The following is a 12,419-nucleotide window of genomic DNA, read 5'->3' as shown; positions in this document are numbered from 1 at the left end:
TAGCCTCCTTACCGATAAGATTTTTCAAATACACCGGCGCAGTCCTCGTCGGTCATTTCGCAGGGGTTCGCGTCAAACAGGCCGCCCTGCATGGAGCGGGCGCCCTTGGCCAGCGTCATACACTCGGACTTCTCAAAGCCAAAATCGCTCATTTTCAGGTCGGAAACGCCGCAAGCCTCCTGCAGTTTAACAAGAGCCGTGATGAAATCCTCCGGCTGATCGGCGTCCGGCATACCCATCGCGCGTGCCATCTTAATAAATTGGCCGTCACAGGCGTGCTTTTCAATGAAAAATTCTGCAAAGGCTTTGGAAATCATGATAAGCCCCGCGCCATGGGGAAGGTTGTGGTGATAGGCGCTCATGGAATGCTCCATGCTGTGCTGGGCTGTGGTGGAGGTGAGCTGCATGGTGACGCCCGCCATTGTGCTGCCGTAGGCGATATGCTCGCGGGCTTCCAAATTCGCGCCGTCCCTGACCGCAACAGGCAGATACTTTGCGATGCTCTCAATCGCGGAAAGCGCGATTGTCTCGCTTAGGATATTGACGCCTTTTGACATCATCACCTCGGTGTTGTGGAACAGTGCGTCAAAGCCCTGATAGGCCGTATATTTCGGCGGGACAGTCAACATCAGCTCAGGATCTACAATGGCGAGTACCGGGGTAAGGGACGGCTCGCCAAACCCAATTTTTTCATGGGTTTCCAGATTGGAGATAACGCCAAAACCGTTCATTTCAGAGCCGGTTCCCGATGTGGTGGCAATCGCAACAATCGGAAGCCCCTTATGGACAAGCGGCCTGCAGCCTCCTGTTCCACCATACACGTAATCCCACAGATCGCCTTCGTTGGCCGCCATGGCTGCGATTGCCGCCGATGCGTCGATGACGGCGCCGCCGCCCAGCGCTACTATAAAGTCGCAGGCATTCTCTCTTGCAAACGCCGCTCCCTCCATGATGGCTTCCTTGACCGGATTTTCCATGATGCCCGCAAAGATAGCATAGTCGACGCCCGCCCTTTTCAGCTGTGCTTCCGTGCGCTCCAGATAGCCGTTCGCCTTAGTGGATTTGCCGTTGGATATCAACAGCAGCGCCTTTTTCCCGGGAAGCTGCTGCTCCCCCAGTTCGTTCAATGCTCCGGCGCCAAATATCAGGTTGGTGGGGTTGTTAAAATTGAAATTCATGTTCATCGTCGTTTCCTCCTTATTTCGTTCCACTTATTGTTTGCTCCTTCTTAATCTGGTTTACAAGATAGTCAAGACAATCCACTTTTTGTTGTCCTGCGTGTACGCCATCCAGCAGTTTCTTTCGCTGCCTCTGGAGTGTAATGAGCAATTCCTGCAGCCGGTACTCCTCTTTCAGCCGTATACAATACTGAATCATTGCTTCCTCACAGCCGATATCTACCAGATTTTGATAAAACCGCTGCGCCGCATCTGTTGCTTTAGGCATATCCCGTTACCTCCTATGCCAATATCTTAATATCGGATACGAGATTTATCAAATATTTGTTTTCTATTTCTAATTATTCTTGTATGGAATATCTGCTTGCGGTATAATAAAACCATAATAACAGTGAACCAAGCCGGTACACTGTGATGTTTCGTATAGGAGGCGCGTTATGGAATTACGGGTATTGAATTATTTTTTGGAGGTTGCCCGCGAGGGCAGTATTACCGGGGCCGCTAAGGTTTTACACATTTCCCAGCCCACGCTTTCCAAACAGTTAAAGGATCTGGAATATGAACTTGGAAGCAAATTGTTTGTCCGAAGTAATTACAGCGTGAAGCTGACCGACGAGGGAATTTTGCTCCGCAAGAGGGCGGAAGATATATTGGAAATGGCCAATAAGACTTTAGAGGAATTCAGTAATCTGAATGACATCACCGGCGGAGATGTACGGATCGGCTGTGCGGAGTCCTGCCATATAAAATATCTTGCCGATGTCATCAAGGATTTCCGGGTCCGATATCCCGGACTGCGTTTCCATATCAAAAGCGGGGACACCAGACAGGTTACGGAAGATATGGAACGTGGATTATCGGATTTTGCTGTCATTGTGGAACCGCCTGATCTTTCCAAATACAATTATCTCACCCTGCCCGAAGCGGACGTCTGGGGCCTTCTGATGCCAAGCGACAGCCCGCTTGCAAAAAAAAGCGCCATTCAGGTGGAAGATTTGAGCGGTCTGCCGCTTATCGTCTCCAGGCAGGCGTTAAAAGTTGATTTGCCCAGATGGTGCGGTGAAAAATTGGATGACTTGAATGTGATTGGCTCTACCAATTTGTTCTACAATGGTTCTGTCTGTGTAAAGACTGGGCTTTGCTATATGCTGACCTTTGACCGTCTCGCCGATGTAAGCGCTGAAAGCGGGTTGTGCTTTCGCCCATTAAGTCCGGTATTAAAAACCCAGATGTTTATCATCTGGAAAAAATATCAGGTATTCACACCGATTGCGGAAAAGCTGGTCGAAGAATTGAAAAACCGTTTTGCCAATGTCTGAATAAGCAAGCGGTCCGATGTGCGCCGTCCACGGGAGGCATTCCCGTCAATTGCTTCCGGGCAAACCACACAGTAATTTATTAAACTTTTCACTCTCGCTCCATTGTGGGAAGTGGCAGGATTTTTCAAACCAATAAAACTGTTTTTCCGTTTCGATCCGTTCAAAATATTCCTTCGCCAGAGCAGAGGACACATGGCTGTCATATCTGCCCTCGATCAATAAGATAGGCGCTCCGTATTTCGTTTGCGCTTCAAAGTCTGCCTGCATGACTTCCTGCCACAAATATTGTATGGCTTGCAGGCTTCCCTTCTGACGCCGGATCAAATCGGGAACTGTGTAATACGGCGAGAATAAAAAAGGAAGAATCAAATCCAGATAGTTCCTCTTTCCATAGAGGGAGCCTTTATGTTTGACCACCTGCTTTGTAACAAAAAGCAGATCGTTCAGCCAGCTATCCGCTTGATAGGAACAATCGATCTCCCTCAATTTTTCCAAACTCTTTTTATCCACGTGGGCTAACGCATAATCATAAGCTGCTCTGCTGGATTTTCTCATGTTGACGACTTGTCCGCAGCCAATATAAGTACGCACTAATTCCGGATATGCCTCCACAAAGCGAAGCCCCAGAATGCTCCCCCATGAATGGCCCACCAAATACAAGGAGCTTTGGTGAAACCGGGATAGCAATTGATCTACAAGGGTGTGGAGATCATTCAAAAAAATATCAATCGTAACTGGGCCTTCAAATTTATAATAGGATTTTCCTGCGCCGCGCTGCTCCCAGACAACCACCGTAAACTGCTGTTCCAGCATTTTATTGTATTTCATCACTAAGGGGAGCGCAGCATCACCGGGGCCGCCGTGCAGATAGACCAGCAGGGGGGAATTTTCTTTTTCCGCCCGTATGGAAACAAACTGCGGCACACCGTTTAAATTCATTTTAGACTGTTCATCTATATACAATCGTGTTTCCTCCTTAACTGCCACCCTATGGTTTCTTTCCGCCTTCGCTCGACAAATCACTGTTCCTGATGTCTAATCCGGTCAATGTCCCCTGGGAATCTCTGATCGCTACAGTCTTTTTGATTTATCCCGGCCGCCACGGGAACGCCCTCCGATTATTATCTTAGCAGAGGCAGGCTCCCGGTCAGCTTGTTTACAAGCTTTTTCTCTCCGCAAATTCCGATTCCGAAGTATTGAAAGCTGCTTTCCTCCGCCACGGCCGCCTTCCGGATGTAATCGTCATATACATTACAGCTCTGCGCCACATCGGAAAAGTCAACCACAGTGAGGGCGGCGAATTCCGGCTCGTAGAGCCGCTGCCGGAGCTCCTTGATTTTTTCTCTGTCCGCCTTGAGGACCGGTACCGGAATCTGGATGATTCCCAGGTGGGAACAGCCGCTCTTATCCAGCACTTCCGGACCAATGGTTTCCGGCATGTGCTTCCCCAGCGTCAGGCCCATAATGCCGGCGGTATTGGCAATCATACCTAGAGGCAGCGCCTCGTCGATCACCATCACACATTTATTCGCATTCGGTTCCATGGCTAAAATCCTCCCTGTTCTGAACTCTCTTTTCTGATAGAAATAAACCCGCCAGGGTCAGCACAATGCCGCACACCGCTGCGGCCGTAATCCTTTCGTGCAAAATCAGGGCGGAGGTGACGGCAGTGATTACCGGCACCATATAGATATACACACTGGTTTTGACAGAACCCAGGTGCTTCACCGCTGTGTTCCAGGTCACAAAGCAGAGCGCGGATGCGCCAAGGCCCAAAAACAGGAGGTTAAAAATCATGCCCATGTCCGCGAAATCCCGAAGTTCCACATGAACCCCCATGGCGCATGAGATGGGCGCCATAAAAACAAGTCCGTAAAAGAAAATCCGGCGCGTGGTCAGAATCGTGTGATAACCGAATCCGCTGATTTTCTTAGTCAGGATCGAGTAAGCCGCCCAGATCACCGCCGCAGCGACCCCCAAAAGGTCTCCAACGGGATTGATCTGCAGGCTGGCATCCTTGCCGAAGCTCAACAGCAGAATGCCGGCCATCGCCATGAGAAAGCCTAAGAAGAAGCGGCCCCCAGGTCTTCTGTCCCTCAGAAACAGCCAGGCGAAAATCGCGGTAAAAAAGGGCGCGATGGAGATAATGACGCCTACGTTGGAGGCCAGGGTATATGTTAACGCGATGTTCTCCAGCAGATAATACAGCGTGATGCCGCACAGGCCCGCAGCCGCAAAATACCACTCCTGCTTTTTGTCCGCCACCTTAAGCCTGTGAGGCCGGACGCACCACAGGGCGGCGTAGCCGATGAGAAATCGGATGAGCAGAATCTCTATCGGTGCAAAGACACGCAGAAGCACCTTTGTGGAAATAAAGGTAGTCCCCCAAATCAAAATGGTCACAAAAGCGGCCAGATGGCCGCGGGCTGTGTCAGTCTTCATGCTCCGCACCCTCCTCGCCCGGGACAGCCGGCGACGGCCCGTCGGTAAAGATCTTTTGATACTGCTTGGGAGTCAGCCCAATAAAGGATTTGAAAAAGTTGGTGAAATGGCTCTGGTCGGAAAAACCCGTCCTGCCCGCCGCTTCAATGGGTTCAACTCCCTGCTCCAAGAGCTTTTTCGCCTTGTCAATGCGGATTGTCTGCAGATAGCGGTAGGGCGAAACACCCAGCTGCCTGGTAAAAGACCGGAGCAGGTAGGTTTTGCCAAAGCTGGTCATAGAGAGCAGGGTATCCAGCGAAATGTTTTCCGCATAATGATGCTCCATGTAGGCGCAGAGTTTTTGAATCTGCTCGTCCGGCTCCGGTGGTTCAGGACTTTCAAAGGGCGCCGCATATTCCTGCAGAACCTGTTCCAGCAGGCAGAAAAACGCCTCCTCCTTCTGCAGCTTAGGGGCATCCGAAAGAATGGCGTCGTACACATCTCCCACCGAGGCGGCGGCTTCGCTTTGGTACACGACGTTTTGTGCAAAGCGGGGAGCGCAGTCCTCTCCCGTGATCTCCCTGGCCGCGCCAAGCATGATCTCCGGGCTGATATTTACGGCGCGGTAATCAAGCGGCTCCCCTCCGATCGGCGAACAATAATGGTTATCCCTGGGGTTAAACAAGACCAGGTCGCCGGCGCTCAGGTCGTATTCCCGGCCTTTGCACCAAAGATGGCGTTTCCCGCCCTCGATAAAGCCTATCACATAGAAATCATGAAAATGATTGGGGAACTTCTGGACGACGCCGCTCAGCTGATAGGCTTCGATCCCTATATCATGGTCGTAATAAACATGCCGCTGTTCTTGGTTTCTGGACATGGGTTTGTATCCTCCTTGCGTTGATATACAGCCATTTTACCATCCCAGCGCAATTTTTTCTTGCAAGATATGTCACCAATGCCGGTCCCATTTTAACGGCTGCCTAAAACTTTCCCGGCTGTTATTGAGTAAGATTACCGAATGTTTCTATTATACCGTGTTATCTAACGCCGCACAAGTGGGGGGATGCAGGTGCAAAACGCCCTGGCAAGATAGTGGGCGATGAAGACAAAAAGTCCCATCATGGCAAGGTAATCCAGATAAAACAGAAGCTTTGGTTCAGCAAAATCCATAAACACAAATTCATTCTGCAATAGCATGTAAGACGGCAGATCACGGCGCAGGAATACCGCCAGCCCATAGACGGCAACCGTAAGCCCCGCAAGAAAAAGCACAATGGCCCTGCCTTTCGATGGTTTAACCAGCCCGAGCCGTTTTTTTGCCATTCCCATCAGCATGTTCCAGTGCAGCCCAAGATGCAGGCTCAGCAGCGCAAATCCCCAATAAGCGCCGAGAATATGCAGCCGCCTTGCCAGCATCATGCCTCCCTTAATTTTAACAAAGGAGAACACATAGCGGCTCATCACAATACCGCTGTACATTTCCAAAATCATAGCGATAAAAACAAGAACGTCAATGCAAAGCATCAGCACACGCATGGGCGTGTATTTGCCGCGCAGCAGGTTTTTGTGCCAGCCTCCGTTTAGGAGGTGGTGGATGAGAAAGAGCACGAACATGCCGCTGCCTACCCACTCGTGCGGCGCGTCACCCCAGAACTGATAGCCCATCAGAAAAAGCAGCGCCAACGTCATGATGACATCCAGGGTTATTTTAAAGATCGCTTTTGGTTTCATTTCTTCACCTGTCAATCATATACTTCTTTTGCCATTTTAAAGGCTGCCCAGGCATTGGGCCAGCCCGCGTAAAAAGCCGCGTGAGTCAGGATTTCCGCCATTTCTTCAGCCGTGACGCCATGTTTTTTCGCGTTGCCGATGTGGTATTGCAGGGAACTGTCCAAAATCCCCTTCGCCATCAGCGCGGTCACGGTCACGATGGAGCGGTCACGGGTGGATAGCTGCTCCTCTCTTCCCCATACCTGGCCAAACAGCACATCGTCGTTCAGCTCCGCAAATTTGGGAGCAAAGGTCCCAAGGGCATCGCGCCCTGCAGTTTGTTTTTCCATATGATGATTCAACCTTTCATTTTTATTTTGCCGTTAATTCGTTTGAATCCCGTTCGTTTCCAGCCACGCGCTCACATCGCTGGAAAGGCTGGAACCGCCGGAATAGTGGATATCCAATGCGTCGCCCATCACGGCTTCGGGCGCAAGCTTTGTAATGGCGGTCAAGCTTTGGCCGAAGCGGCCTCCGCCGTGGCTGCAAAACGGAAGTATCGTCTTGCCGCTAAAGTCGTATTCCTCCAGGAAGGAAGCAATGGGCATGGGGATCGACGCCCACCAGTTGGGATAACCCAGCAGAACGGTGTCATACTGCTCCATATTTTCCACTTGACCTGCAAGCTCTGGCCGCGCCTGCTCATTCTGATCCCGCTGCGCCTCCTCCAAAACGGTGTTATAGTCGCTGGAATAAGGATTCACCAGCGTTATTTCAAACAAATCCGCTCCGGTCTGGCGCTCGATCTCCTCGGCAACGCCTTTGGTATTGCCTCCCCAGGAGAAATAGGCGATCAACACCTTCCCACCGCCCGTGCCGGTTTGGTTCTGTGTGCCGGCTGTGCTGACGCTGCCCGCTCCCGCCGCAGCATTGAGTACAAGGCGCAGCCCGATATTGAAGCTGCCTTTTTCCTGGTCCAGTGTGGCCCGGTAGGCGCTGCGCATATTTTTGGCGAAGTCGTTCCACCCGCCGCCGCGGTAGATTCTCAGCACACCGCTAACCGGTCCGGTGGGGTCGGTCTGTTCCTCCGTGCTGTAGGGGCCATAATAATCCCACACCCATTCGCTCACATTGCCGTGCATATCGTACAGGCCCCAGGGATTAGGCCCAAAGCTGCCCACCTCTACGGTGGTTTCCCGATATTGGCCCGGCTTGGTATCGAGATTCCCCTGGGAAAAGTAATTGTCCTCAATCTGGTAGGGGTAATGGCCGTAGTAGTTCACCTCGTCCGCGCTGGGGGAGTTCTCGGTGTTGAAGGGCGTTTGGGTGCCCGCTCGGCAGGCATATTCCCATTCAGCCTCGGTGGGAAGCCGATAGCCGTCCGCGCTGCGGTTCCAACTGACATTTTGACCGTCAATGGTGTATACCGGCGTGCGGCCTTCGCTTTCGCTGCGGGCATTGCAATAAGCGGCTGCATCCAGCCAGCTGATATTTTCCACCGGCAAATTTTCCCCGGAGAAGCTGCTGGGGTTGCTTCCCATAACGGATTCATATTCCGCCTGCGTCAGTTCATAGGCGCTGATATAAAAATCGCTCACTGTTACCGTATGCTGTGTCTCGTCCTCGCTGCGCCATGCCTCTGTGTCAGGGCTGCCCATTTGAAAGTTCCCGCCTTTCACCAAAACGAAATTGTCAGGGACATCCACCGAAGGAGTTTCGGGATCTGACACCTCAAAGGTTTGCGGAGCAGCGGCGGCGGGGGTAGGAGCGGATGAGGAGATGTTGTCTCCCTCTTGGCTGCATGCCGTGAACGAGATCAGCATCGGCAGAGAGAGAAATAATACCATACTTTTTTTCATCACAAGCACTCCTTATTCTGCAAGGCCGATCTCGGCAAGCCAATCCGCCACAGCATTGCCGGGATCTTTTGAGGCTTCACTGGAAAGGGAAAGGCCGTCGGTAACCGTTGCGTCTGGCTCCGCGCCCGCTATTTCACCAAGCGTTCCCGAAAAACCGCTGCCGCCGCTGGAGACAAAGGGTGCAATGGTTTTGCCGGAGAGATCATATTCGTCCAGGAAGCTGTAGAGGATCATCGGCATATCGCCCCACCAGTTGGGGAAACCGAGATAGATCACATCATAGCTGTCCATATTTTCAATACTGCCCGAAATCTCCGGGCGGGCGTCGGTGCGCTGCTCTTCCTGAGCTTCTTCTAAGACGGTATTATAATCGGTGGAATACGCTGTCGTCGGTTCCAGTTCAAACGTGTCTGCGCCGGTCTGGGAGGCAATTTCACCCGCGATGGTTTCGGTGTTGCCGGACCAGGAGAAATACACCACCAGCGCGGTTGCGCCAGCCTCCGGTTCCGGCATGTCTTCGGGCGTGTCTTCCGGTGTGTTATCCGGGATGTTTTCCGGTGTATTTTCCGGAGCGCCGGATTCTGTGGAAGATTCCTCCAAAGGCTGTGACGGCTGCCCGCTTGCCTGTAGCTCGGCGGATTCTTTATTGGGTGTGGGATTTGTGCTGCCGCAAGCCGCCAGTGTGGGGATCAGCGCACAGCTTAAAATCAATGCAATAAATTTTTTCATTTTAATGAACTCCTTTCTGTGGTTTTACAAACTTTCGATCTGTTTCTTAAAGAGCTTTGCCAAGATTCATGTCTTTTGCGAGTGTTTCTCCGGTCTTCCTTTCTTTTTCATCTTAAACCGAAGATAGTCCAGCCGGTCCAACTGTCTTTCCCGGAAATGGATCTCGTCCAGCGTATCGCTTCGCTTGTCGCTCAGCATCCGCAGCCGCTCCTGTTCGGTGGAGTCTCCCTCCAGCATCAGCCGCATATAGGTTTCAATCTCCTTGTTACTGAAACCGATGTCATGCAGGGTCATGATCATGCTGAGGCGCTCGATGTCCCTGTCGTCATATTGCCATGCGCCCATGACTTTTATGACTTCACCGCAGAGACCCCAGCTTTCATATTCATCCAATACCTCTACGGGGATGTTGTAACATTCACTTGCTTCCGTTTTTGTCATTTCGTGTTAGGCTCCTCTCCTAGCGGAATAAATGAAAAGAATTTCGCTTACGAAACTCTCCGCCTGCGGCGGGCCGCGTAAGGGGCATCTTCCTTCCCGCCGCAGTGCGATCCCCCGGAGGCTGCTTTATTCCATAGTCGCATTTTCCTATAGAATAAAATAAAGGCGCTCCTTTTCGGGTACGCCTTTAGTATAGAACTCGTTTTTTGGAATGTCTAATACCTATATTGTATTCAAAGAAATGCTTTTAACGCATTTTGCGAATAATCAAGAAATGCAGCCATGGTGGGAGATGTCATCTGATCTTTCTTCCATACCAAAACAGATCCGCTCTTTATGGACGGCGAAAACGGAATAAAGCAGGTGTCGTCATAGCTGCAATCAAGCTTGATACAGACGGCTGCGCCAATTTTGTTGCGAACCAGGATCGCCGCGTTGTATAGCAGGTTATAGCGGCATACGATATGCAGATCGTCAAAATCAACGCCAAACCAGTTGGCAATCAGCCCCTGTATCAGATCGCGGTTGGAGATCATCAAGGGGACATCCAACAGGTCGGACGGACAGACGGCTTGCTTCCCGGCTAGTTCAGAATCCTTGTGGACCAGCACGCCCCAGGTTTCCTTTTGCGGCACATGCAGGAACGCATATTTTGTTATGTCCACGGGTTCGGTTAAAAGCCCCATATCCAGGAGTCCGTTTTCGATGCGCTCCTTGATGCTGTCCGCGTTGCCGCTGAAAATGTTAAACCGGACAAGGGGATTCTCTGCTTGGAATTGGGCCAGGAGCTTCGCAAGAAAGTCCACGCTTTGCAGCTCACCACAGCCAATCGAGATTTCGCCCGTCAGCTCCGTATCCTTCTGCATCAGATCCTGCCTTGTTTTTTCCGCCAGACTGATCATTTCCTGCGCCCGCCGCTTTAAGAGCATCCCTTCCTCGGTGAGGATGATGCAGTGGTTGCTCCGCTGGAACAGCTTCACACCCAATTCTTCCTCCAACTGCATGAGCTGGCGGGATAAGGTAGGCTGGGTCACATGCAAAAGCTGGGCCGCCTTTGTGATGTTTTCCTCCCGGGCCACCATCAAAAAATAGTTTAATACACGCAGTTCCATAGTCTCACCTCTTCGCTCATAGTATAGCACAGAGGATCATGGGCATTCAACATATCTCATATTAAGAAATGCCATACATCTATAGCTGCTTCCGTCACTTAGGCATACCTCATTTGTACTTTCGGTAAAAAGCCATAGAAACCAGTGCAATAACCATAGGTACACAAGCATACCCTGCATTAACTTTACCACCGTTGTAGAGAATATATCCGGCTCCGGCAAATGTTAGAATTAGAAATATGATACTTAATATTAAAGCCAATTTACTTATCATAGTCTCCTCCAGCAATCCCTATTTATCGCTCTGAACCTTCATCGTCTAATGCAGCTTTCTTTCCGTAAACGTAATGAATCAGCATAAAAGCCAGAAATATTTTACTTGATTTTCTCTTTGATAATCCGCATCACTATAAATATTACTATCACAATAACTACTGTAAACATTCCTCGTATCTCAATACTTAAATACCACGGAGCAGATTGCATTTCATATAAACCGGGGTGTCTTTTATAGTCATAGTATTGATAAATGCTGCTTCCTACAAAAACACCTATAAAGCACCATAAGGCTGTTCTTAATATATTGTATAGCCGTTTCACCGTAAGATCTCCCTATTTTCATTTCTATCACGACGAGTTCGGAATTTATATCTTTTTTAATTCAGCAACAGCGCCATAATGCAAAACACTGAATTCGGCAGGGGCGATCTCTGTGAGCAGTTCCATATGCTCCTGTTCCCATGCCGCAATTTCTATGTCAGTAAGGGAAGCGCCAATACCCCGGCAGGCTTTCATTCTTCCATTCCAGCTCTCACGGGTAAAAGGAACGTCCAGCGGATATTCCTCATGATAAACCAGTTCGAACTTTTCATGATAGCAATCAGGTATCCCTATAGGGTGAATTGTTTCTCCCGCACCGCTCCACTTAGGGCTGTACCGCAGCACAAGTTCTTCACTCGCTCCTGCAATTTTATCTTCAAAAGGCAGCCAAGCCATATATAATACAAGAATGTGTCCATTTGGCTTCAACATACGGTAAAGTTTTGGCATAACCTGCTCGTGATTAAAATACCAGAAGCACTGACAAGCAGTGATTACATCAAAGGATTGATCGGGAAAATTTATATTTTCTGCGGGTAATGCGTAATAGTCAATGTCCATGCCTTCTGAAAGAATTTTTGCCTGTTCGATCTGACTTTCAGAAATATCTGTACCCGTCCATTTTGCCCCGTAACGGTACATATTTCTTGGCAATACTCCCGTGCCCGTACCCATATCGAGTACATGTTGACCGTCTATACATAATTTACGGCCTATGATTTTGTTATAAAATTCCTGCGGATAAATATCGCGGTATTTTGCGTAGTCCGCCGAAGTTTTCCCCCAGTCAAATGCCTTTCCGTCATCTATATTTTGATTTGTGATATTCATAATTCTGCACCTCCAGCATTCCGTATATCCATATGAACTCGGTTACAGCTCCTGCCATACTGTAAGATTACCTCACTCTTCCTTATTATAAGCCAATTTCTCTTGCTATTCAACGCAAAACCAAAGGCATGAGGATATATCTGATCATGCTGAAATACATGAAGAGCCCGATCAGCAGGGACAATAGATAGGCCGCGCCGCCATGTTCTCAGCCGG

At 50.0% G+C, this 12,419-nt stretch carries 15 protein-coding genes; 1 reads left to right on the top strand and 14 read right to left on the bottom strand.

All coding sequences use genetic code 11. From position 1 onward, the window contains the following. Positions 1-8 precede the first annotated feature (8 nt). Both KTH89_RS16315 and KTH89_RS16310 read right to left on the bottom strand, forming a co-directional pair. The gene (locus KTH89_RS16315; RefSeq protein ID WP_330656706.1) at positions 9-1,211 is read right to left on the bottom strand and encodes an iron-containing alcohol dehydrogenase; all 1,203 of its coding nucleotides are present in this window, start codon (positions 1,209-1,211) and stop codon (positions 9-11) included. Continuing rightward, a complete protein-coding gene (locus KTH89_RS16310) occupies positions 1,198-1,446 on the bottom strand; it encodes a hypothetical protein (protein ID WP_158345313.1) in 249 nt (82 codons plus the stop codon). The genes KTH89_RS16315 and KTH89_RS16310 overlap by 14 nt, the downstream gene beginning before the upstream one ends. Positions 1,447-1,615: 169 nt before the next feature. On the opposite strand from KTH89_RS16310, the gene KTH89_RS16305 reads away from it, so the two are divergent. Further along, positions 1,616-2,497 carry a LysR family transcriptional regulator gene (locus KTH89_RS16305; RefSeq protein ID WP_158345312.1) on the top strand — a complete coding sequence of 294 codons (882 nt, stop codon included), beginning with the start codon at positions 1,616-1,618 and terminating at the stop codon, positions 2,495-2,497. Between the two features lie 45 nt (positions 2,498-2,542). Here the strand turns inward: KTH89_RS16305 and KTH89_RS16300 are convergent, their stop codons facing one another. The 12 genes from KTH89_RS16300 to KTH89_RS16245 all read right to left on the bottom strand — a co-directional run bounded on the left by KTH89_RS16300 (position 2,543) and on the right by KTH89_RS16245 (position 12,203). After that, positions 2,543-3,460, bottom strand: coding sequence for an alpha/beta fold hydrolase (locus tag KTH89_RS16300; RefSeq protein WP_238722400.1), 918 nt, complete (start codon positions 3,458-3,460; stop codon positions 2,543-2,545). A gap of 158 nt (positions 3,461-3,618) precedes the next feature. Further along, entirely contained in the window at positions 3,619-4,041 is a 423-nt protein-coding gene (locus KTH89_RS16295) for a DUF2000 domain-containing protein (protein WP_158345309.1), read from the bottom strand. Further along, complete coding sequence (locus tag KTH89_RS16290) at positions 4,022-4,939, bottom strand: DMT family transporter (protein ID WP_238722399.1); 918 nt, start codon at positions 4,937-4,939, stop codon at positions 4,022-4,024. Before KTH89_RS16290 ends, KTH89_RS16295 begins: the two co-directional genes overlap by 20 nt. Beyond that, positions 4,929-5,798 carry an AraC family ligand binding domain-containing protein gene (locus KTH89_RS16285; protein WP_238722398.1) on the bottom strand — a complete coding sequence of 290 codons (870 nt, stop codon included), beginning with the start codon at positions 5,796-5,798 and terminating at the stop codon, positions 4,929-4,931. Before KTH89_RS16285 ends, KTH89_RS16290 begins: the two co-directional genes overlap by 11 nt. Before the next feature lie 164 nt (positions 5,799-5,962). Further along, entirely contained in the window at positions 5,963-6,652 is a 690-nt protein-coding gene (locus tag KTH89_RS16280; RefSeq protein ID WP_238722397.1) for a DUF4405 domain-containing protein, read from the bottom strand. 11 nt (positions 6,653-6,663) lie between these two features. Then, positions 6,664-6,981 (bottom strand): carboxymuconolactone decarboxylase family protein, encoded by a 318-nt coding sequence (locus tag KTH89_RS16275; RefSeq protein WP_238722396.1) that lies wholly within the window; start codon positions 6,979-6,981, stop codon positions 6,664-6,666. A 33-nt stretch (positions 6,982-7,014) separates the two neighbouring features. Further along, positions 7,015-8,490: a flavodoxin gene (locus KTH89_RS16270; protein WP_238722395.1), complete on the bottom strand. Its 1,476-nt coding sequence runs from the start codon at positions 8,488-8,490 to the stop codon at positions 7,015-7,017. 12 nt (positions 8,491-8,502) lie between these two features. Beyond that, on the bottom strand, positions 8,503-9,219 hold the full coding sequence (locus KTH89_RS16265) for a flavodoxin (protein ID WP_238722394.1): 717 nt from the start codon (positions 9,217-9,219) through the stop codon (positions 8,503-8,505). Between the two features lie 66 nt (positions 9,220-9,285). Then, positions 9,286-9,660 carry a MerR family transcriptional regulator gene (locus KTH89_RS16260; RefSeq protein WP_158345297.1) on the bottom strand — a complete coding sequence of 125 codons (375 nt, stop codon included), beginning with the start codon at positions 9,658-9,660 and terminating at the stop codon, positions 9,286-9,288. A gap of 233 nt (positions 9,661-9,893) precedes the next feature. Continuing rightward, on the bottom strand, positions 9,894-10,772 hold the full coding sequence (locus KTH89_RS16255) for a LysR family transcriptional regulator (protein WP_158345295.1): 879 nt from the start codon (positions 10,770-10,772) through the stop codon (positions 9,894-9,896). A 109-nt stretch (positions 10,773-10,881) separates the two neighbouring features. After that, positions 10,882-11,046, bottom strand: coding sequence for a hypothetical protein (locus KTH89_RS16250; RefSeq protein ID WP_238722428.1), 165 nt, complete (start codon positions 11,044-11,046; stop codon positions 10,882-10,884). Between the two features lie 371 nt (positions 11,047-11,417). Next, positions 11,418-12,203, bottom strand: coding sequence for a class I SAM-dependent methyltransferase (locus tag KTH89_RS16245; RefSeq protein ID WP_238722393.1), 786 nt, complete (start codon positions 12,201-12,203; stop codon positions 11,418-11,420). Between the last annotated feature and the right edge of the window lie 216 nt (positions 12,204-12,419).

Origin of the sequence: Diplocloster agilis, assembly GCF_019042275.1 — a bacterium.
Classification (GTDB): Bacteria; Bacillota; Clostridia; order Lachnospirales; family Lachnospiraceae; genus Diplocloster; species Diplocloster agilis.
The sequence above is the reverse complement of the archived record's forward strand: the minus strand, read 5'-3'. Positions and strand labels throughout refer to the sequence as shown.

Coding starts and splice junctions, on each gene's coding strand:
- KTH89_RS16260 (WP_158345297.1), bottom strand. CDS start 9,660: ATGACAAAAACGGAAGCAAGTGAATGTTACAACATCCCCGTAGAGGTA.
- KTH89_RS16295 (WP_158345309.1), bottom strand. CDS start 4,041: ATGGAACCGAATGCGAATAAATGTGTGATGGTGATCGACGAGGCGCTG.
- KTH89_RS16250 (WP_238722428.1), bottom strand. CDS start 11,046: ATGATAAGTAAATTGGCTTTAATATTAAGTATCATATTTCTAATTCTA.
- KTH89_RS16245 (WP_238722393.1), bottom strand. CDS start 12,203: ATGAATATCACAAATCAAAATATAGATGACGGAAAGGCATTTGACTGG.
- KTH89_RS16280 (WP_238722397.1), bottom strand. CDS start 6,652: ATGAAACCAAAAGCGATCTTTAAAATAACCCTGGATGTCATCATGACG.
- KTH89_RS16310 (WP_158345313.1), bottom strand. CDS start 1,446: ATGCCTAAAGCAACAGATGCGGCGCAGCGGTTTTATCAAAATCTGGTA.
- KTH89_RS16270 (WP_238722395.1), bottom strand. CDS start 8,490: ATGAAAAAAAGTATGGTATTATTTCTCTCTCTGCCGATGCTGATCTCG.
- KTH89_RS16305 (WP_158345312.1), top strand. CDS start 1,616: ATGGAATTACGGGTATTGAATTATTTTTTGGAGGTTGCCCGCGAGGGC.
- KTH89_RS16290 (WP_238722399.1), bottom strand. CDS start 4,939: ATGAAGACTGACACAGCCCGCGGCCATCTGGCCGCTTTTGTGACCATT.
- KTH89_RS16255 (WP_158345295.1), bottom strand. CDS start 10,772: ATGGAACTGCGTGTATTAAACTATTTTTTGATGGTGGCCCGGGAGGAA.
- KTH89_RS16275 (WP_238722396.1), bottom strand. CDS start 6,981: ATGGAAAAACAAACTGCAGGGCGCGATGCCCTTGGGACCTTTGCTCCC.
- KTH89_RS16265 (WP_238722394.1), bottom strand. CDS start 9,219: ATGAAAAAATTTATTGCATTGATTTTAAGCTGTGCGCTGATCCCCACA.
- KTH89_RS16285 (WP_238722398.1), bottom strand. CDS start 5,798: ATGTCCAGAAACCAAGAACAGCGGCATGTTTATTACGACCATGATATA.